Annotated in this window: 17 protein-coding genes; 11 read left to right on the top strand and 6 right to left on the bottom strand. The window is 59.8% G+C overall.

Going from position 1 to position 19,315, the window contains the following annotated elements; translation table 11 throughout:
• Positions 1 to 103 precede the first annotated feature (103 nt).
• Entirely contained in the window at positions 104 to 2,383 is a 2,280-nt protein-coding gene (metE, locus tag FNZ07_RS28920; RefSeq protein WP_091011335.1) for a 5-methyltetrahydropteroyltriglutamate--homocysteine S-methyltransferase, read from the top strand.
• 97 nt (positions 2,384 to 2,480) lie between these two features.
• Here the strand turns inward: metE (FNZ07_RS28920) and cobF are convergent, their stop codons facing one another.
• A complete protein-coding gene (gene cobF / locus FNZ07_RS28915) occupies positions 2,481 to 3,290 on the bottom strand; it encodes a precorrin-6A synthase (deacetylating) (protein ID WP_249040673.1) in 810 nt (269 codons plus the stop codon).
• Positions 3,291 to 3,410: 120 nt separating this feature from the next.
• On the opposite strand from cobF, the gene metE (FNZ07_RS28910) reads away from it, so the two are divergent.
• On the top strand, positions 3,411 to 5,708 hold the full coding sequence (gene metE, locus FNZ07_RS28910; RefSeq protein ID WP_091011337.1) for a 5-methyltetrahydropteroyltriglutamate--homocysteine S-methyltransferase: 2,298 nt from the start codon (positions 3,411 to 3,413) through the stop codon (positions 5,706 to 5,708).
• A 60-nt stretch (positions 5,709 to 5,768) separates the two neighbouring features.
• On the opposite strand, the gene FNZ07_RS28905 is transcribed toward metE (FNZ07_RS28910), so the two are convergent.
• The 3 genes from FNZ07_RS28905 to FNZ07_RS28895 form a co-directional block, all read right to left on the bottom strand.
• Positions 5,769 to 6,347, bottom strand: a complete 579-nt coding sequence (locus FNZ07_RS28905; protein WP_091011338.1) for a hypothetical protein — start codon at positions 6,345 to 6,347, stop codon at positions 5,769 to 5,771.
• Between the two features lie 87 nt (positions 6,348 to 6,434).
• The gene (locus tag FNZ07_RS28900; RefSeq protein ID WP_091011339.1) at positions 6,435 to 6,731 is read right to left on the bottom strand and encodes a winged helix-turn-helix domain-containing protein; all 297 of its coding nucleotides are present in this window, start codon (positions 6,729 to 6,731) and stop codon (positions 6,435 to 6,437) included.
• Positions 6,732 to 7,193, bottom strand: coding sequence for a hypothetical protein (locus FNZ07_RS28895; RefSeq protein ID WP_091011340.1), 462 nt, complete (start codon positions 7,191 to 7,193; stop codon positions 6,732 to 6,734).
• 257 nt (positions 7,194 to 7,450) lie between these two features.
• Between FNZ07_RS28895 and FNZ07_RS28890 the strand changes: the two genes are divergently transcribed.
• From FNZ07_RS28890 to FNZ07_RS28860, 7 genes are all read left to right on the top strand, one after another.
• Positions 7,451 to 8,266 carry a DeoR/GlpR family DNA-binding transcription regulator gene (locus FNZ07_RS28890; protein WP_091011341.1) on the top strand — a complete coding sequence of 272 codons (816 nt, stop codon included), beginning with the start codon at positions 7,451 to 7,453 and terminating at the stop codon, positions 8,264 to 8,266.
• A 28-nt stretch (positions 8,267 to 8,294) separates the two neighbouring features.
• A complete protein-coding gene (locus FNZ07_RS28885) occupies positions 8,295 to 9,197 on the top strand; it encodes a substrate-binding domain-containing protein (protein WP_091011342.1) in 903 nt (300 codons plus the stop codon).
• Complete coding sequence (locus FNZ07_RS28880; protein WP_245811453.1) at positions 9,194 to 10,756, top strand: sugar ABC transporter ATP-binding protein; 1,563 nt, start codon at positions 9,194 to 9,196, stop codon at positions 10,754 to 10,756. Before FNZ07_RS28885 ends, FNZ07_RS28880 begins: the two co-directional genes overlap by 4 nt.
• Before the next feature lie 41 nt (positions 10,757 to 10,797).
• Positions 10,798 to 11,748: an ABC transporter permease gene (locus tag FNZ07_RS28875; RefSeq protein WP_245811454.1), complete on the top strand. Its 951-nt coding sequence runs from the start codon at positions 10,798 to 10,800 to the stop codon at positions 11,746 to 11,748.
• Positions 11,741 to 12,727, top strand: coding sequence for a tagatose kinase (locus tag FNZ07_RS28870; protein ID WP_091011344.1), 987 nt, complete (start codon positions 11,741 to 11,743; stop codon positions 12,725 to 12,727). Before FNZ07_RS28875 ends, FNZ07_RS28870 begins: the two co-directional genes overlap by 8 nt.
• Positions 12,720 to 14,027, top strand: a complete 1,308-nt coding sequence (locus tag FNZ07_RS28865) for a D-tagatose-bisphosphate aldolase, class II, non-catalytic subunit (RefSeq protein WP_091011345.1) — start codon at positions 12,720 to 12,722, stop codon at positions 14,025 to 14,027. Before FNZ07_RS28870 ends, FNZ07_RS28865 begins: the two co-directional genes overlap by 8 nt.
• A gap of 137 nt (positions 14,028 to 14,164) precedes the next feature.
• Positions 14,165 to 15,421: an ABC transporter substrate-binding protein gene (locus FNZ07_RS28860; RefSeq protein ID WP_245811468.1), complete on the top strand. Its 1,257-nt coding sequence runs from the start codon at positions 14,165 to 14,167 to the stop codon at positions 15,419 to 15,421.
• A 43-nt stretch (positions 15,422 to 15,464) separates the two neighbouring features.
• Here FNZ07_RS28860 and FNZ07_RS28855 read toward each other — a convergent pair whose 3' ends face one another.
• Positions 15,465 to 16,169: a TetR family transcriptional regulator gene (locus FNZ07_RS28855; protein ID WP_091011347.1), complete on the bottom strand. Its 705-nt coding sequence runs from the start codon at positions 16,167 to 16,169 to the stop codon at positions 15,465 to 15,467.
• Positions 16,170 to 16,293: 124 nt separating this feature from the next.
• The gene (locus tag FNZ07_RS28850; RefSeq protein ID WP_091011348.1) at positions 16,294 to 17,466 is read right to left on the bottom strand and encodes an acyl-CoA dehydrogenase family protein; all 1,173 of its coding nucleotides are present in this window, start codon (positions 17,464 to 17,466) and stop codon (positions 16,294 to 16,296) included.
• 146 nt (positions 17,467 to 17,612) lie between these two features.
• Here FNZ07_RS28850 and FNZ07_RS28845 point away from each other — a divergent pair, with 146 nt between their 5' ends.
• Positions 17,613 to 18,449 carry an SDR family oxidoreductase gene (locus tag FNZ07_RS28845; RefSeq protein ID WP_091011349.1) on the top strand — a complete coding sequence of 279 codons (837 nt, stop codon included), beginning with the start codon at positions 17,613 to 17,615 and terminating at the stop codon, positions 18,447 to 18,449.
• Between the two features lie 4 nt (positions 18,450 to 18,453).
• A complete protein-coding gene (locus FNZ07_RS28840) occupies positions 18,454 to 19,314 on the top strand; it encodes an SDR family oxidoreductase (protein ID WP_091011350.1) in 861 nt (286 codons plus the stop codon).
• The last annotated feature ends 1 nt before the right edge of the window (position 19,315 follow it).

The following is a 19,315-nucleotide window of genomic DNA, read 5'->3' as shown; positions in this document are numbered from 1 at the left end:
TGCTCCATGAACAAATCTAATCGATCGATGAAATAACACCATTATATTTCATGGATCATTCACCCTATGATCGAGCGGTTCACTTCTGGAGCGGCTCATCATCATGGTTACGACGCACAATCTCGGCTTCCCTCGCATCGGTGCAAAGCGCGAACTGAAATTCGCGCAGGAGAGTTACTGGAAGGGCAAATCATCGCTTGAAGAATTGACCGGTCTTGGCGCGCAACTGCGTCAACGGCACTGGGAAAATCAGGCGGGCCTCGATCAGGTGCCGGTCGGCGACTTCTCGTTCTACGACCAGGTGCTCGATACGAGCTTTACGCTCGGCAATATTCCGGAGCGGGTGCGCGGCTTCGACGGCGACCAGCTCGACAATTACTTTCGCGTCGCCCGCGGTCGATCGGCGCACGATGCGTCGTGCAACTGCGGCGTTCAGGCCGGCGAGATGACCAAGTGGTTCGATACGAACTATCACTACATCGTGCCGGAGTTCAGCGCAGCGACTGAGTTTTCTCTCGATGCATCGCGCCTGCTCGAGCAGCTCGCGCAAGCGCGTGCGCTGGGTGTGAAGGCGAAGCCGGTCATCATCGGACCGGTGACGTATCTGTGGCTTGGAAAGGCGAAAGACGATTCGGACAAACTCGCGCTGTTGCCGCGCCTGTTGCCGGTGTACGCGGCGTTGCTGGAACAACTGGTTGCGCAGGGTGTGGAGTGGGTGCAGATCGACGAGCCGGCGTTGGTGACGGAACTCGATGCGGTCTGGCAGCAAGCGTTCGTCACCGCTTACGATGCGCTTAAGAACACCCGGGTCAAGCTGTTGCTGGCCACCTACTTCGGTCAGTTGCAAAGCAATCTCGCGCTGGCGTGCAAACTGCCCGTGCACGGCCTGCATATCGATGCGATCAACGCGCGCGCCGAAGTCGAGCAGGTGGTTGCGCAATTGCCGGCTGACAAGGTGTTGTCGCTCGGTGTGATCAACGGTCGCAACATCTGGAAGACGGATCTCAATGCAGTGCTCGAATGGTTGACGCCGATTCATCAGGTGTTGCAGGCTCGTTTGTGGATCGCACCGTCGTGCTCGCTGCTGCACGTGCCGGTCGACCTCGATAGCGAACAGAAGCTCGATCACGAAATCAAATCCTGGCTCGCCTTTGCGCTGCAAAAGCTCGATGAGCTGAAGGTGCTTGCGAGAGCGCTCAACGAAGGGCGTGCATCCGTGCAGGCCGAGCTTGCGCAGAATCAGACTGCGACCCAGAGCCGTCGTGCTTCACCGCGCGTGAACAACCCTGCGGTCAAGGCCGCGATCGCGAAGATCGATGCCGCACTGGGCCGGCGTCACAGCGCCTATCCGCAGCGGGCGACGAAGCAGTCTGCGTTGCTGAACCTGCCGACTTTCCCAACCACGACGATCGGTTCGTTCCCGCAGACCGCCGAGATTCGCCAGGCACGTAGCCAGTTCAAGAGCGGCGAGCTGGACGAAGCCGGCTACAAGACGGTGATGCAGAAGGAGATCGTGCGCAGTGTGCGGGAACAGGAAGCGCTGGGCCTTGACGTGCTCGTGCATGGCGAAGCGGAACGCAACGACATGGTCGAATACTTCGGCGAACAACTCGACGGTTATACGTTCAGCCAGTTCGGCTGGGTGCAGTCGTACGGTTCGCGTTGCGTGAAGCCGCCCATTTTGTTCGGCGACATCAGCCGTCCGAAGGCGATGACGGTCGAGTGGATCAAGTATGCGCAGGCGCAAACGGCCAGGCCGATGAAGGGCATGCTGACCGGTCCCGTTACGATCCTGAACTGGTCGTTCGTGCGCGACGACCAGCCGCGCTCGGTGTCGTGCTACCAGCTGGCGCTGGCGATCCGCGAGGAAGTGCTGGATCTGGAAAAGGCCGGCGTGCGCGTGATCCAGATCGATGAAGCCGCACTGCGCGAAGGATTGCCGCTGCGCAAGTCGCAATGGAACGAATACCTGCAATGGGCCGTCGAGTCGTTCCGCATCACCGCCAATGGCGTGCAGGACGAAACGCAGATTCACACGCATATGTGCTATTCGGAGTTCAACGACATCATTGCGTCGATCGCCGATATGGACGCGGACGTCATCACGATCGAGACATCGCGCTCGGATATGGAGTTGCTCGACGCGTTCGACAATTTCAACTATCCGAACGAGATCGGCCCGGGCGTGTACGACATCCACTCGCCGAACATCCCTAGCCAGGAGCACATTGTGCAATTGATGCGCAAGGCGGCCGAGCGGATTCCGGCCGGGCGGTTGTGGGTGAATCCGGACTGCGGGTTGAAGACGCGGGCGTGGGAAGAGGTGATTCCGGCACTGACGAACATGGTCGCAGCGGCTAAAACCTTGCGTGCGGGTGTCTGATCGCGAGCATGCGCGGCGGCGAGTGAAACCGTAAGCGACATGTACGACGGCCACCCGAGGGTGGCCGTTGGCTTATGTTGCTGTGCGTGTTGCGCCGTCAGGTTTCATCGCCGGGCTTGCGCAGCAGATAGGTGTCCATGATCCACCCATGCTTATTGCGGGCTTCTGCACGGACACGCACGATCTCCTCCGCGACGTCGTGCAGCTTTCCCGAGATCAGGATCTCATCGGGCGTTCCAACATAGGCACCCCAGTAGATATCCAGATTCTGATCGACAAGCTTGCGGTAGGTATCCTGCGAGTCGAGCATGACGACGACGCTGTCCACGTTATTCGGGAAGCCTTCGGCGATGCCACGGCCGTTGGTGATCTCGATAGAGCGGCCGATCTGATTGAGCGGGACCCTGTGCCGCGCAGCGAGCGCCTGGACGCTGCTGATGCCTGGAATGACCTCGTAGTCGAACGTATGGTTGCCGGCTTTCCCGATCGCTTCGACGATGCGTATCGTGCTGTCGTATAACGACGGATCGCCCCAGACCAGAAACGCTCCGCATTCTCCGTCGGCCAATTCGTCCGAGATCAGGCGTTCAAATACATGCTGTTTGTCGCGGTTTAGTTCGTCGACAGCGACCCTGTAGTCGCGATCGCCCTCGTCGCGTCGACGTTCGGGGCTCGTCGCCTCGACAACACGATAGCGGTCGTTATTCACAAACCGCTCGATGATGTCCTTACGCAACGCAACGAGTTTTTCCTTCGCAACACCTTTGTCCATCACGAAGAACACGTCGACCTGATTGAGCGCGTTGATCGCCTGAACAGTCATGTAGTCGGGGTTTCCCGCGCCGATGCCGATGATCAGAATTCTTTTCGTCATGCCAGTTCCTGGTGAATGCAGCGACGCGTGCATTCAATGAATCGATGGTGAAAAGCAGTGATATGAACATGGCTCATATAACAATGAAAACATGTCGCTTGATGAATCATAGCGTGACTTCCAGACTGTGAGCCATTCAGTCAAGGATCCGCTATGGCTCGCACCCACATACATGGTTTTCCGCGCATCGGCGCACATCGCGAACTCAAGTTTGCCCAGGAGTCGTTCTGGCGCGGCGAGTCCGACGATGCCTATTTGCGCGGCGTTGCGAAGGAATTGCGCGCGCGCCATTGGGAACAGCAGCGGGCGGCGAAACTGGACTTCGTGACGGTCGGCGACTTCGCTTACTACGACCAGATGCTCAATCTGACTGCGCTGCTGGGCGCGTTGCCCGAACGTTTCGAGTTCGAGCCGGCGGCGCTGTCGCTGGCCCAGTATTACGAACTGGCGCGCGGCAACAAGGCGCAGCCGGCGCTGGAAATGACCAAGTGGTTCGATACCAATTACCACTACCTCGTGCCGGAACTGGGACCGGAGACGACGTTCAATGGCGGTGTCGAGTGGTTCTTCGATGAAGTCGATGAAGCGCTTGCGCTGAATCACACGGTCAAGCCCGTGTTGATTGGGCCGATTACGTATCTGTGGTTGTCGAAGAGTCACGTGGCTGGCTTTGACCGGTTGTCGCTGCTGCCGCGGCTCGTGATCCGCTATATGCGTATTCTCGAGACGTTGCAGCAGCGCGGTATCGAGTGGGTTCAGCTCGACGAGCCGGCGTTGTGCCTCGACCTCGAAGGCGAGTGGCTCGAAGCGTTTGCTGCGGTGTACGAGGTGCTCGGCGCATCGGACGTCAAGATATTGCTCGCGACGTATTTCGACACCGCTGCCGATCACGCGCCGCTCGTCGCGAAGCTGCCGGTGCACGGCGTGCATATCGATCTGGTCAGGGCGCCGCAGCAACTCGATGTGTGGCACCGGGCGTTGCCGGTGGACAGGGTGTTGTCGGCGGGTGTTATCGACGGGCGAAATATCTGGCGTGCCGATCTCGGCAAGATTGTTGGATCGCTGCAGCAGTTTCATGCGGAACGTGGCGACCGGCTCTGGATTGCACCGTCGTGCTCGCTACTGCACGTACCGATCTCGCTTGCTGCGGAAAAACGCCTCGATGCGGATCTGAAGTCGTGGCTCGCCTTTGCTACCGAGAAGCTCGATGAAATCGGCACGATTGCGCTTGCGTTACGCGATCCGGCTGCTGCCGCGCCGGCGCTCGCGGCCGCTGCGAATGCACTCGACGCGCGACGCAGTTCGCGCGCGGTCCAGAACGTGTTGGTGCAAAGAAAGGTTGCAGCGGTTACCGATGCGATGGCGAGTCGTAAGAGTCCGTTTAAAGATCGTAGTCGCGTGCAACGGCATTCGCTGAAGCTGCCGCTTCTGCCAACCACTACGATCGGCTCGTTTCCGCAGACACCCGCGATCCGGCAGGCGCGTGCCGCTTACAAGCGCGGCGAACTGCGCGCACTCGATTACCTCGAGCGCATGCGCGCGGAAACCGCCAGCGTGTTGCGCAAGCAGGAGGAACTCGGGCTCGATGTGCTTGTGCACGGCGAGGTCGAGCGCAACGATCTGGTTGAGTTTTTTGCAGAAAAACTCTGGGGATATGCGCTCACTGAGAATGGCTGGGTGCAGAACTACGGCGCGCAGTGCGTCAAGCCACCGATCATTTACGGCGACATTTATCGCCCGGAGCCGATGATCGTGGATGCCGCGTGTTATGCGCAGTCTTTGACGGACCGACTGATAAAAGGTGTGCTCACCGGGCCGGTGACGATGCTCGAATGGTCGTTTGTGCGCGACGATCAACCGCGTTCGACGACGGCCTTGCAACTGGCGCTGGTGATGCGCGACGAGGTGAACGATCTCGAGAAGGCCGGCATTCGCATCATCCAGATCGATGAGCCGGCGTTTCGCGAAGGCTTGCCGCTACGCAAGAGCGATTGGGCGGTGTATCTGGATTGGGCGGCACGGGCGTTCCGTATCTCTTCCAGCGGCGTGTCGGATGCGACGCAGATCCATACGCACATGTGTTATTCGGAGTTCAACGACATTCTTCCATCGATCGCCGCGCTCGATGCAGACGTTATTACGATCGAGACGTCGCGATCTTCGATGGAATTGCTCGATGGCTTCGGTGCGTTTTCGTACCCTAATGGCATTGGCCCGGGGGTGTATGACACTCACTCGCCGCGCGTGCCGAGTGTCGAGACGATGCAACGCCTGCTCGAACGAGCCTGCGAAGTGATTCCTGCGGAACGCCTGTGGGTCAATCCTGATTGCGGGTTGAAGACGCGTGCCTGGCCGGAGACAGAAGCGGCGTTGAGCAACATGATTCTGGCTGCGAAGGCGTTGAGGCAGAAGATTGAAGCCGAACGTAGTAGTGCGGTTGAGCTGGTGTGACGGTTTTGCGAGACGCTTTAAACCGCTCGTTGAGTTATCGCGAGCGGGCCTGGCTTCTCATCACGTGAGCCGATTGCGCTCGACTAATCGCGCGGTGATCCCGCCGGAACGATTTCGCAAGAACCCGTATAGGGCACTGATCCAGAGGATGCTGCCTGTTGCGAATGCGCCGGTCGGGTAACTCGATCCACTATTTGCAATCCATGGGTATCCCAACGCAACGACGATCAGCGCGGCTCCGGTTGCGTAGTGCCGCCGTGCGTGAAAGACCCGGGCGAGTGGTATGAAATGGACGCCGACAATCAGAATGACCGTGGGCATGACCCACTCTGCGTGACCCGTAGCATTCAAAGCGATGTTTGCAACCAGTACCGCTAGCCATTGCGTCGCGTTCACCCATCGGAACGCGCGCTGCGATGCACGGTAGCGCGACGACTCCACGCGCACTTCGGCTTCGGTTTTGCCTTGCCGGAACTCGCACCACGCCCACAAGAAAATCGTGCTGCCGGCGAGCGCAATCAGAGTCAGTGTCGGCAGATCTGCGCCGTGTCGCTGCAGACACCAGTCGATCATCCACAGTGTGCCGAATCCCGCGAAGAACATCTGTCCGACTGCCGCGCCTGCTTTCGGGCTATACATTGAGTATTCCAAGGCACTTCCTCGATCAGGTTTCGTAGAAACAGCATCGCTGCACGACTACAACGATCCGCTGCAAACAAAGGTACCTCACGCCGCACCGTCAAGAATCCCACGCAAATGACTGACATAGCGCTCAAACGCGAGGCGTCCCGACGGCGTCATCGCGATACTGGTTCGCGGCTTCTTGCCAACGAAACCCTTCTCCATCTCGATGTAACCGGATTTCTCCAACGTCGCGAGATGAGCGCCGAGATTGCCTTCGGTTGCTTCGACGATGGCACGCAGTCGAACAAAATCGATTGACTCGCGACTGGGCAGTGCGTTGAGCGCGGCCATGATCTTGAGCCGCACCGGCTGGTGAATGATGTCGTCCAGCTGATCCATTTACGCTCTCCGCAGCCACAAGCCAGCGAGCATCAACGCACCGCCACCGGCCACGGCCATCCACAGAGCAAAATGCGCGGGCAGCACGAAATAGCCGACTAGCGTCAGCGCCGCCAGCAACGTACCGGCAATGGCGAATCGCGCGCCAAGCCAAAGACCGGCCAGTACATAAAACAGCGCGACGATCAGCGCGATGAACGCCGCCGACTGCATGCCTGTGGCCGGCTGAAAAATAACGAGCGCCAGGATGTAGAACGCAAAAATGCTGAGTATCGAGGCCAGCCAGCGCCAGCTCGTTGCGGACCGATCTTCGTGCCTACCTCGCTGGCCGAGATAGATGCATCCAAGCACGCCTACGACGTTCAGCGCTATCCAGATGAAGTTGGCATACGCAGGCGCAATGTCAGTCAAACCAAAGCCGATCAGCCAGATCACCCCCCACAGCATGAACATCGGCGCCATCCGTCGATATCGATAGAGCTGGCCGCTGCGCTGACTAACTGATTCAACTTCACGTAAGGCCGTAGCCGCTTGCTCGGAGGAGAGTGACATGGCAGTAAGAGGAGGGTTAAGTTCAGAGTACTCTATACGGCAGAGTTAAAAATGCAAGATAACAAGGGAAAACCCTATCCAAAAAGCCTAAAAATCGCTTTGCGCTTCTTTCGTTTCGAAACTAAACTCTTTCGAAACAAAAGCATCTACTTTCGAGATCCGGAGACATGCTAGTCAGCAAGAGTTCACTGAGGCGACGGCTGCAAATCGTCGAACTGGTCCGCAAGCGCGGCGAGGTATCGGTCGAGGAGCTCAGTCAGGTATTCGACGTGTCGAGCGTCACCATTCGGACGGACCTGACCTATCTGGAGCAGCAGCGTTACCTTGTCCGGTCGTTCGGCAAGGCCCGCTATCTCTCGCAGCGACCCGGGGACAACGTTCTCGCGCCGATTGCGGATAGCGCGACCCGCAAGGCATCGGAAACGACGATTGCGCGTTTCGCCGCAGAGGCGGTCGACGATCACGAGTCGCTGATGATGGGCGCCGGCGAAGTCGTCCACCGAATCCTGCCGTTCCTGTCCGACCGTTCGAACCTTGCCCTGCTCGTGCAGGACATTGGGATGGCGCAAACGGCACAGCGTTTTCTGCACTGTGAACTACAGCTCACGGGCGGCCAGCTCGAACAGGGCAGCTCGACGATGACTGGCCCCGATGCGGAAGCATCGGTGGCGCGGCGCTCGATCGACCTCTGCTTTCTCGAAGCCTCGGGGCTCGACCGCGAAGGCAACCTGCTGTGCGCCGATCCGGCACTGGCACGCGTGTTTCAGGCTGCACGGCAGGCGGCCACGCGAACCATCGTCGTTGCGTACCAGCCGCAGCTAAACGAGCGCGACGGCGAGGTATTCGCAAACCTCGCGGACATCGATGCGTTGCTTATCGATGACGGCATCGACCCACCCACCATGGATTTGATGCCGCGCAAGGGTCTGCAGCTCCACAGAAGGGAAAGCGGAATTCTCGAATTCCGCCAATCCACTTACTAGACCATCAAAGGAAGAAAGGAAGAGACACATGAAGTTGACGCTCAAAAGCATGGCGGCCATCCTCGCCGCGACCACGACGTTTGCCGTCGCCCCGCTGGCGCACGCCGACCAGGTCAAGATCGGCGCGTCTCTGCTGACGCAGCAACATCCGTTCTACGTCGCGCTCGCCGATGCGATGAAACAGGAAGCGCTGAAGGACAACGCGAAGCTCGACATATCGATCGCGAATCAGGATCTGAGCAAACAGATCGCCGATGTACAGGACTTCGTGACCCGCAAGGTCGACGTGATCGTGCTTTCACCGGTCGATTCGAAAGGTGTCAAGGCGGCGGTCATGATCGCGCAACGAGCCGGCATCCCCGTCATCACCGTCGACATCAGCGCGCAGGGCGTCGAGGTCGCTTCCCACATCGCTACCGACAACTACGCCGGCGGCCAGATGGCCGGGCAACTGATGTGCAAGGTCCTCGGCGGCAAGGGCAAGGTCGGTGTGATCGACTATCCGACGGTGCAGTCCGTGATCGATCGCGTGACGGGTTTCAAGAAGGCTCTCGATGCGTGTCCGGGTGTGCAGATCGTTGCAGTCCAGCCCGGCATCACGCGCGCTGAAGCGTTGACGACTGCGCAGAACATGCTTCAGGCCCATCCGGATCTCGACGGAATCTTTGGGTTTGGCGATGACGCCGCGATGGCGGCAGCCGTTGCCGGTAAATCAGCTGGCAATCACGTCAAGGTGATCGGCTTCGACGGCATGCCGGAAGCGCGCGCAGCCGTAGACAAGAATCCGAATTTCGTCGGCGTGATCCGCCAATACCCCGAAAAAATGGGCGCCATCGCTGTCGACACAGCGGTGAAGGTTGCCGCAAAGCAGCCGGTCGCGAAGCTGATCCCCGTGACACCCGGCGTCTATCTGCACGGGACCGCAAAGTGAATGCGAGCCCGAACCGCCTGTGCGCTCAGGCATCGGGCGCGAGCTTTAGCGATGGCGCGGATGTTCCTTTTGCCGAGTTGAGGTCCATCGCTAAATCGTTCGGTACGGTCGAGGCGATCAAGAACGTTTCGCTCGCGTTGCGAAGCGGGCGGGTCCACACGATTCTCGGCGAGAACGGCGCAGGCAAGTCGACCTTGATGAAGATTCTGGCGGGCGTCCATCAACCGACGAAAGGCGACCTGCTCGTGCGTGGTCAGCCTGTCGTATTTGCCACCCCGTCCGAATCCCAGGCGGCCGGCATCTCGATCATCTATCAGGAGCTGAGTCTCGCGGCGAATCTGACTGTGGCGGAGAACATCTTCGCGGGCCACGAGCCGCAGCGATTCGGCATCGTCGATTTCAAATCGTTGTTCCGGCAAGCGCAGGATCTGCTCGACGATCTAGCGATCGATATCGACGCACACGTCGCCGTTGCGCGCCTGTCGATGGCGCAGCGGCAACTGGTCGAAATTGCGAAGGGACTGAGTCGCCGTGCCGAGCTGGTCATCATGGACGAACCTACGTCGTCCCTGAGCGACCGGGAGGCCGAAGTGCTGTTCGGCATCGTGGCGAAACTCAAGTCGCGTGGCATCGCCGTCGTCTACATCTCACACCGCATGGACGAGATCATGCGGATCTCGGACGACATCTCGGTGATGCGCGACGGGCAATACATCTGCACGCACGACCGGAACGAGACGACGATCGGGGCGCTGATCAATCTCATGGTCGGACGCGAGATGAGCGATGTCTATCCGCCGCGCGCCACGCCGCTCAATATGAATCGCGCACCGTTGCTCGAAGTGCGGAACCTCACCATTAACGGCAAGTTTCACGACATCAGTTTCGGTGTCCGACCTGGCGAAATCTTCGGTTTCTTTGGCCTGATCGGCGCGGGTCGCTCGGATGTGATGAAGGCGCTGTTTGGAATCGGACGTCCGACGGGACAGATCCTGATGGATGGCAAGGCAGTGCGGTTACGTTCGCCGGAGCGCGCAATCTCGGCAGGCATCGCGTTCGTCACCGAAGACCGAAAGCACGAGGGCCTGGTGCTCATGCATTCGATTGCGCAAAACATCACGATGGCCAGCTTCGAGCGCAAGGGTTCTCGATTTGGCATCGTGAGCAGCCGCTACGAACAACGCGAAACGCAGGACGCGATCGCTCGCATGAAGATCAGAACAGCGGGGCCGCAGCAGGCGGTCGGCGATCTGAGCGGCGGCAACCAGCAGAAAGTCGTCTTCTCCAAATGGCTTTCGCTCAAGCCCAAAGTGCTGATTCTCGATGAGCCGACCCGCGGTGTCGATGTCGGCGCGAAGTTCGAGATCTACCGCGTGATGCGTGAACTCGCCGATGCCGGCACCGCCATTGTTCTGGTCTCTTCGGAATTGCCCGAAGCGCTGGCCATGAGCGACCGCCTCGCGGTGATGCGCGAGAAGCGCCTTGTCAGGGAATTCGCAACGGCGGGGCTGACTCAGGAGACCGTCATGTCGTACGCAACAGGAGCAGCACCAGCATGAAATCATCGGAGCTTACTAGACAGGCCGATCGGGGCGGACACATGAGCAGCTTGACCGGGCGGTTCCCATGGATACGTCACTACGGCGGCATCGTCTGCGGGCTCGCGTTGCTCTGCGTACTTTTCGCGGTTCTGTCGAGCAACTTTCTGACGCTCGGCAACCTGCTGAACATCGTCATGCAGGTATCGATCATCGCGATTCTCGGCTTCGGGATGACCTATGTCCTGTTGCTCGGCGATATCGATCTTTCTGTCGGCGCAGTGATGGCGCTCGTCGGCACGGTCGCCGCTTTCTCGATGCAGCATGGACTGCATCCCGCGCTGGCTATCGTGATCGCCATGGGTGCGGGACTGGTTCTCGGGTTCATCAACGGTACGCTGACCGCGATGCTGACCATTCCCTCGTTCATCGTGACAGTCGCAACGATGGGCGTTTTCCGGGGGCTCGCGTACATCACGTCGGCAGGTGTACCGATCTCGATCGACGACGACCGCTTTGCGGCACTCGGCAACGCGACTTTTCTTGGCATTGCGATACCCATCTGGCTTCTGGTGGTTCTGCTGGCCATCAACCATTTCGTCCTGTCGAAAACGGTGTTTGGACGCAAGGCATATCTGGCGGGCGGGAATCGCGAGGCCGCGCTGTATTCGGGCATCAACGTCAGGCGTCTGCGGATCGGCATCTTCATGATCTCCGGGCTGATGGCGAGCATCGGCGGCGTGCTGATGACCTCGCGTCTGTATTCGGCGCAGCCCAATGCGGGTCTCGGTTACGAGCTGGACGCGATCGCGGCTGCCGTGCTTGGCGGGACCAGTCTGAGTGGCGGCTACGGCACGATTATCGGCACGTTGATCGGTGCGCTGATCATCGGGGTCATCAACAACGGCATGAATCTGTTGAGCGTTCCGTACTTCTATCAACTGATCGTAAAGGGCGTCGTCATCCTCGTCGCCGTTTGCATCGATGTTCAAACGAAAAAGCGTCATGGCTAACACTGAACTGCAGAAGTCCCGCGACGTCGGCTACATCCTGACGATGGGCGAAATCCTGGTCGAAATAATGGCTACCGAGCGCGGCCAGTCGTTCCGCCAGCCGGGCACATTGATCGGCCCCTACGCGAGCGGCGCGCCGGCCATTTTCATCGATCAGGTTGCGAAGGCCGGCAGCCGGTGCGCGATGATCGGTTGCGTCGGCGACGACGATTTCGGCGCCCTCAATGTCGAGCGATTGCGCGCGGATGGCGTCGACGTCTCCGGTATCTCCGTCATCAAGACCGCGACGACAGGTAGCGCGTTCGTGACTTACCGCGAGGACGGCGACCGCGACTTTATCTACAACATCGCCAACAGCGCTTCCGGCCACCTGTCGGTCGGCAACATCCGCGACGATCTACTCAAGCAGTGCCGCCACTTTCACGTGATGGGCTCGTCGCTCTTTTCATTTCGCATCATCGAAGCGATGAAAAAGGTCATCGAAACCGTCAAGGAACACGGCGGGACGGTGAGCTTCGATCCGAACATCCGCAAGGAGATGCTGCGTATTCCCGAAATGCGCGAAGCGCTCGATTTCATCCTTGACTACACCGATGTTTTCCTGCCGAGCGGCCACGAGGTGATGCTGCTCGCGAGCGCAAGCAGCGAAGAGGGCGCTATCGACGAGCTTTTGAAGCGTGGCGTACGCGAAGTCGTGATCAAGCGCGGCAAGCATGGATGCAGCTACTACGATGGAAAAACCGTGCTGAACTTTCCCGCGCTGCCGGTTCAGGAAGTCGATCCGACGGGCGCGGGCGACTGCTTCGGCGGAACCTACATCGCCTGCCGTGCGCAAGGCTTCGGCGTTGAAAGAGCGTTGACCTATGCCTGTGCGGCCGGCGCACGGGCAGTGACGTTTCGCGGGCCGATGGAGGGAACGGCGACGTTGGCGCAGCTCGACGACTTCATCGCGAACCCGATGGAGCAGCGTCATGACTAACGTCGTCTTTCGTCTCTCGGGCGACGAGCGCGCGGCACAGAAACTCAAGGGGATGTACTCGATCTGCTCGGCTCACCCATGGGTGCTTGGTGCGGCAATGAAGCAGGCGCTCGACGACGACACGCCGCTGCTGATCGAATCGACTTCAAACCAGGTCGATCAGTTCGGCGGATACACGGGAATGAAGCCGGCGGATTTCGTGCGCTTCGTGCATCTGATCGCCGATCGTGTTGGTTTGCCGCGCTCGCGGCTGATTCTCGGTGGCGACCATCTTGGCCCTAACGCATGGCGCGACCTGCCCGCGGAGGAAGCCATGCAACACGCGGAAGCGCTCATCGATGCATACGTGTCGGCGGGTTTCGCGAAAATTCACCTCGATACGAGCATGAGTTGCGCCGGCGATCCGGAGCGACTCTCGGATCATGTCGTGGCCGGGCGTGCCTCGCGACTGTGTGCAATCGCCGAGGCCGCTGCCGCGCGCGCAGGCAGAAACGGAAAACCGGTGTATGTGATCGGCACGGAGGTTCCGGTACCGGGTGGTGCCGCCGAGGAACTGGAGGCGGTAGAAGTCACGCATCCGGAGGCAGCGTTCGCGACGGTTGCAGTTCATCGCCAGGCGTGGCGCGATCGTGGCCTCGACGACGTGTGGGAGCGCGTGATCGCCCTCGTCGTTCAGCCGGGCGTCGAGTTCGATCATACGAAGGTCGTGGACTATCAACCGAGGCTTGCCAGGAAGCTTGCGGGAGTTCTTGAACAGTTGCCCGGAATGGTCTTCGAGGCACACTCCACCGACTATCAGAGACCGGAATCGCTCGCCACGCTGGTGTGGGACGGGTTTGCCATTCTGAAAGTCGGCCCGGGTGTGACGTTTGCCCTGCGCGAAGCGCTGTATGCGCTTGCCGACATCGAGACTGAACTCGTCTCTCCAGAAACGACATCGAACCTGCGTGAAGTCGTGGAGCGCGTCATGCTTTCGCGCCCCGGCAACTGGGAGAAGTATTACCACGGCGACGAGCAGAAAAAGCGGCTGTTGCGCACCTACAGCTATAGCGACCGTGTCCGGTATTACTGGGCCGATCCGGAGATCGACGCGGCGGTGCAAACGCTGATGAGCAACCTCGCAGGCATCGCCATCCCGGAGAACCTGCTGAGCCGCCATCTACCCGAACAGTACTGGCAGTTCAGGCGCGAGATGATCGATGCATCGCCGATGAGCCTGATCGAGAGCAAGGTTCGCGAAGTCATTGGCTCGTATGCCGCCGCGTGCAGGATATGCGATGCGGCATCCGAAGAAACGTAATCGTTTTTTTAACCCCCTGATTCAGGAGCAAGACATCCACCGAAAGGGAAGTTTCTAGCAGAGAGGAGACAGACGTGAAGACGAAAACTGTGACCCGCAGGGCGTTAGTCGCTGGAGTAATTTTCAGTGCGGCGCAAATGGCAAGCGCAGCGAGCGTGACGATTGCAACGCTCAACAACCCGGACATGATCGAGCTCAAGAAGCTCTCGGCCACGTTCGAGAAAGCAAATCCGGATATCACGCTGAACTGGGTGATTCTCGAAGAGAACGTATTGCGCCAGCGGGCAACGACGGACATCACCACGAACAGCGGTCAGTTCGACGTGGTCGCGATCGGAACGTACGAAGCGCCGCAGTGGGGCAAGCGCGGATGGCTCGCGCCGATGAACAACCTGCCGGCCGGTTACGATCTCGACGACGTCGTCAAGACAGCGCGTGACGGTCTGTCTTCGAATGGCCAGTTGTGGGCGTTACCGTTCTACGTCGAGAGTTCGATGACCTTTTACCGCAAAGACCTGTTTGCGGCGAAGGGCCTCAAGATGCCGGACCAGCCCACTTACGATCAGATCAAGGAATTCGCCGACAAGCTGACCGACAAGGCCAGTGGCGTATATGGCATCTGTCTGCGCGGCAAGGCGGGTTGGGGCGAGAACATGGCGTACGTATCGACGGTCGTCAACACGTACGGCGGACGATGGTTCGACGAGCACTGGAAAGCCCAGATCGATACGCTCGAATGGAACAAAGCCATCACGTTCTATTCGGATCTGCTGAAGAAAGACGGTCCTCCGGGCGCCAGTTCAAACGGCTTTAACGAGAATCTCACGTTGATGTCGTCGGGCAAGTGCGCGATGTGGATCGATGCGACGGTTGCGGCCGGCATGCTCTATAACAAGGCGCAGTCGCAGGTCGCGGACAAGATCGGTTTTGCCGCAGCGCCGGTCGCGGTGACGCCGAAGGGATCGCACTGGTTGTGGTCGTGGTCGTTCGCCGTTCCCAAAACCTCGAAGTCGCAGGATGCCGCGAAGAAGTTTGCCGAGTGGGCAACGTCGAAGCAGTACATCGAACTGGTGGCGAAAGACGAGGGCTGGGCATCGGTTCCGCCGGGCACACGCAAGTCGACTTACGCGCGCCCGGAATACCGGCAGGCGGCACCGTTCGGCGACTTCGTTCTGAAGGCAATCGAAACGGCGAACCCCGATGATTCGACGCTCCAGAAGGTCCCGTATTCCGGCGTCCAGTTCGTGGGTATCCCCGAGTTCCAGTCGTTTGGGACGGTCGTGGGGCAGGCTATTGCAGGCGTGGTGGCCGGACAGACCGACGTGGCATCGGCGCTGAAGGCGGGCAATGCCGCGGCGGATCGTGCGGTGCGGCAGGCGGGCTACCAGAAGTAGAGCTGGGATGTTTCGATGCGAGCCGGTTGAGGTCGGGTTGGCCTCAACCGGCCTTTGTCTTGCGCGGCCGCTTTGCTGCGGGTACTGACGCGGGGGTCGACTCGGGTGCCGACGCAGGTGCCGAAGTAGCGGTCGGTACGCTCCTCAACAGAAACTGCACCGCGTTGTCCGTCAGTTCGTCCAGATTGAGCGGCCCACCTGGTCTGTACCATTGCACCGCCCAGTTCAATGCGCCGAATGTCATCAACCGGTCGATCGGCGTTGGTGCAAGCCATTCTCCAGATGCATGCAGACGGGCAATTACGCTATCCCACAGGGCCTCGTAACGGTCCTTCAATTTCAGCACCGCGACCTTCCGGTCTTTGTCGAGTGAACCCCATTCATAGAGCAGGACGGGGATGAAATCGTGATCCGGCGAAACCATCGTCTTGAGATGCGTGCGAACCAACGCGTGAAAGGCGTCGCGCGCAGACAGGTTGTCGACGTCGAGTGCCTCGATGCGCGCGAGCGAGCTCGCCATGCCCTGTTCCATCACGGCGACGAGAATGTCCTGCTTGGTCTTGAAGTGATAGAACCAGCTGCCCGCCTGAATGCCCGCCGCGGCTGCGATATCGCGGACAGTCGTGCGCTCGTACCCTTGCGTGCGGAACAGTTTGGCGGAGGTGAGAATCAGGTCGTCGCGCAACGACGCGCCTTCGCCCTTGAGTGGACGTCCGCGTTTGCGTGGAACTAGAGGAATGGCGCTCATACAATCAATTCGATGTCCCGTTCAGGCGAGGGCCGTAACAGCCGGCCATCGATTGGCACATTATCGATGACTTTCCCGCACCTGAACAGGGATGCACCCCCCGAGGCGCCCTGCGCCGCTTCGGTCAAAATTCGAGCTGGCGTGCGACCAGATCTTTCATGATCTCTTCGGTGCCGCCACCGATCATGTTCACTTTCACCTCCCGATAGATGCGCTCCGGCCGCGTGCCACGCATATATCCCATACCTCCGAGTATCTGCACGGCGCTATCGGCACAGAACTGCATGGTCTGCGTCGCGAAGTTCTTCAGCATGCAGATCGTGGAGATTAAAGCGGGGTCGCGTTTGTCCGCATGGTCCATCTGCCATGCGCATTGCTCGAGCCAGGCTCTCGTCGCCGTGATGCGCGTGGCCATGTCGACGAGCTTGTGGCGAATGACCTGATGATCGGCGACGCGTTGACCGAACGTCTTGCGCTGCCGCGCCCATTCGAGCGCATCCTCGTAGCAGACTTCCGAAAACCCTAGCGCAGAAGCGGCCACGCTGAAGCGCTCCAGATTGAAGTTCTGCATGATCAGCGGAAAGCCACTGCCTTCCTGACCGATCAGGTTCGCGACCGGAACGCGGCACTGATCGAAGTGTAGATGTGCGGTATCGGATGCCCACCAGCCCATCTTTTTGAGTAGCGTCTTCGACAGCCCGGGTGTGTTTCCCTCTACCACCAGCAGCGACAGTCCTTTGGCGCCGCGTGCTTCCGGGTCTGTTCGAACCGCAACCGTGTAGTAGTCCGCCCTCATGCCGGACGTGATGAACACCTTCTCGCCGCTCACGATGTAGTGATCGCCATCGCGAATCGCGGTTGTGCGCAACGCAGCGACGTCTGAGCCACCGCCCGGTTCGGTAATCGCGAGCGCCGAAATTTTCTCGCCGGACAGGATGCCCGGCAGCACGCGCGACTTCAGCTCGTCGCTGCCTGCGTGTGCGATCGGCGGCGCGCCGATTGTGTGCGACATCAGCGAACTCGCGACACCGCCCGAGCCGCAGCGGGCGAGTTCGACGGTGCAGAGCAACCGGTGAAATGCGTCGATGTCTTCAATACCCCCGTAAGCGTCGGGAAAGCCAAGCCCAAGCAAACCGATGTCCGCGGCCTTGCGATAAAGCTCACGGGGAAACTCGCCGGCTTCGTCCCAGTCGTTGACGAACGGCGAGATCTCTTTTGCAACGAAGCGGCGAACCGTGTCCTGCAGCTCGATATGTTCCGGGGTGTAGTACGCGGGATTCGCGTGGGTGGGTTGCATCGACGTCTCCTGGTTGATGTCCGTAGATCTGACTGATGCGAATTCTAGATGTGTGCCTCAGGTAAATCAATCAAATGATTGATTTAATAAATTAGCGGCGCTAGGATGCGTCTACACACTCGCACAACAACATTCGGGACACTCCCATGACAACCTTGCAGGGCAAGACCGTCTTCATCACCGGCGGCTCACGCGGCATCGGGCTGGAGATAGGAAAGAAGGCTGCGAGCCAGGGCGCGAACGTCGTGATCGCAGCCAAGACGGCAGAGGTTAACCCCAAGCTGCCTGGCACCATTTACAGCGCCGCGGCTGAAATCGAGGCGGCGGGCGGCGCCTGTCTGCCGCTCCAGGTCGATATCCGCGACGAAGCGCAGATCGCGGCCGCGATGGCGCAGGCGGCGCAGCGCTTCGGTGGCATCGATGTGCTGATCAACAACGCAAGCGCAATCGGCCTGACCCGCACACCGGACACGCCGATGAAGCGCTTCGACTTGATGTTCGGTGTCAACGTGCGCGGTACTTATGCCTGCACGCAGGCCGCGCTTCCGTATCTCCGGCAATCAGCGCAGCGCAACGGCAATCCGCACGTGCTGACCTTGTCACCGCCGCTCAACATGAACGCAAAGTGGTTTGCGCCGCATGTCGCCTACACGATGGCGAAATACGGCATGAGCCTGTGCGTGCTGGGACATGCCGAAGAATTCAAGCCTGAAGGTATTGCGGTCAATGCGCTATGGCCGCGTACCGTGATCCAGACCGCGGCACTGCAAATGATCCCCGGTGTTCCGCCGGAAATCTGCAGATCACCGGCAATCATGGCCGACGCAGCCGCGCAGATCCTGTCGCTCGATGCACGGGCCCATACCGGCAACTTCTATATCGACGAACAGGTTCTCGCCGACGCCGGCATCACCGACCTTTCTAAATACGCGATCGTGCCAGGCACGAAATCTTTCCCCAACGACCTGTTTCTGGACGACTGACACCATGCCTTATCGCTCATCGCTTCGCGCCGGTAGTTTCGACGACCGGATCGTCCTCGTCACAGGAGGCGGCAGTGGCATTGGCCGCTGCTGTGCGCACGAACTCGCATCGCTCGGTGCAACCGTTGTAGTGCTCGGACGTAATGCGGAAAAGTTGCAGCGTGTCGTTGGCGAGATTCACGACGATGGGGGCCGCGCCGATTCAGTCGTTTGCGATATTCGTGACGAAGAGCAGGTTCGGCTCGCGGTCGTGCAAACGGTCGAGCGTTACGGCCGCATCGATCTGCTCGTCAACAACGCCGGCGGACAGTTCCCGGCCCCTCTGGAGCACATCAACTCGAAGGGTTGGCAGACGGTGCTGAATACCAATCTGCTAGGCGGCTTCCTGGTCTCGCGCGAGTGCTATACGCAATCGATGAAACCGCGCAAGTCGGGCGCCATCGTCAACATCATCGCAGACATGTGGCAAGGCATGCCCGGCATGGGTCATAGCGGCGCCGCGCGCGCCGGCATGCTCAATTTCACCGAAACCGCCGCTGCGGAATGGGCCGGCATCAGAGTGAATGCCGTGGCTCCGGGATGGATCGCATCGAGCGGGATGGACACTTACCCCGAAGCTGCGAAACCACTGATCCGCAGTTTGCCGAAGCATGTACCGCTCGGCCGCATCGGCAACGAAGCGGAAGTGTCGGCGGCGATCGCGTTCCTGTTGTCGGAGGGCGCTTCGTTTATCAACGGAACCTGCCTGCGTGTCGATGGCGGCGCACCCAATGCGCGGCGCCACTACCCACTGATGCCCGCCGAACCCGCCGGTGGGTTCGACGGTTTCCACCGCGCCACCACGCCAGACATCTTCAAGAGCTGAC

The sequence above is a fragment of the Paraburkholderia megapolitana genome (assembly GCF_007556815.1).
Lineage (GTDB): Bacteria > Pseudomonadota > Gammaproteobacteria > Burkholderiales > Burkholderiaceae > Paraburkholderia > Paraburkholderia megapolitana.
Note: the sequence above shows the minus strand (reverse complement) of the source record. Positions and strands in the feature narration are given on the sequence as shown.

What these genes read in the sequence shown, in the direction of transcription:
- FNZ07_RS28850 (WP_091011348.1), bottom strand. Translation starts at nt 17,466, where the DNA reads ATGCAACCCACCCACGCGAATCCCGCGTACTACACCCCGGAACATATC.
- FNZ07_RS28890 (WP_091011341.1), top strand. Translation starts at nt 7,451, where the DNA reads ATGCTAGTCAGCAAGAGTTCACTGAGGCGACGGCTGCAAATCGTCGAA.
- cobF (WP_249040673.1), bottom strand. Translation starts at nt 3,290, where the DNA reads ATGCACGCGTCGCTGCATTCACCAGGAACTGGCATGACGAAAAGAATT.
- FNZ07_RS28865 (WP_091011345.1), top strand. Translation starts at nt 12,720, where the DNA reads ATGACTAACGTCGTCTTTCGTCTCTCGGGCGACGAGCGCGCGGCACAG.
- FNZ07_RS28855 (WP_091011347.1), bottom strand. Translation starts at nt 16,169, where the DNA reads ATGAGCGCCATTCCTCTAGTTCCACGCAAACGCGGACGTCCACTCAAG.
- FNZ07_RS28885 (WP_091011342.1), top strand. Translation starts at nt 8,295, where the DNA reads ATGAAGTTGACGCTCAAAAGCATGGCGGCCATCCTCGCCGCGACCACG.
- FNZ07_RS28845 (WP_091011349.1), top strand. Translation starts at nt 17,613, where the DNA reads ATGACAACCTTGCAGGGCAAGACCGTCTTCATCACCGGCGGCTCACGC.
- FNZ07_RS28860 (WP_245811468.1), top strand. Translation starts at nt 14,165, where the DNA reads ATGGCAAGCGCAGCGAGCGTGACGATTGCAACGCTCAACAACCCGGAC.
- FNZ07_RS28870 (WP_091011344.1), top strand. Translation starts at nt 11,741, where the DNA reads ATGGCTAACACTGAACTGCAGAAGTCCCGCGACGTCGGCTACATCCTG.
- FNZ07_RS28875 (WP_245811454.1), top strand. Translation starts at nt 10,798, where the DNA reads ATGAGCAGCTTGACCGGGCGGTTCCCATGGATACGTCACTACGGCGGC.
- FNZ07_RS28905 (WP_091011338.1), bottom strand. Translation starts at nt 6,347, where the DNA reads ATGTATAGCCCGAAAGCAGGCGCGGCAGTCGGACAGATGTTCTTCGCG.
- FNZ07_RS28900 (WP_091011339.1), bottom strand. Translation starts at nt 6,731, where the DNA reads ATGGATCAGCTGGACGACATCATTCACCAGCCGGTGCGGCTCAAGATC.
- metE (WP_091011335.1), top strand. Translation starts at nt 104, where the DNA reads ATGGTTACGACGCACAATCTCGGCTTCCCTCGCATCGGTGCAAAGCGC.
- FNZ07_RS28895 (WP_091011340.1), bottom strand. Translation starts at nt 7,193, where the DNA reads ATGGCGCCGATGTTCATGCTGTGGGGGGTGATCTGGCTGATCGGCTTT.
- metE (WP_091011337.1), top strand. Translation starts at nt 3,411, where the DNA reads ATGGCTCGCACCCACATACATGGTTTTCCGCGCATCGGCGCACATCGC.
- FNZ07_RS28840 (WP_091011350.1), top strand. Translation starts at nt 18,454, where the DNA reads ATGCCTTATCGCTCATCGCTTCGCGCCGGTAGTTTCGACGACCGGATC.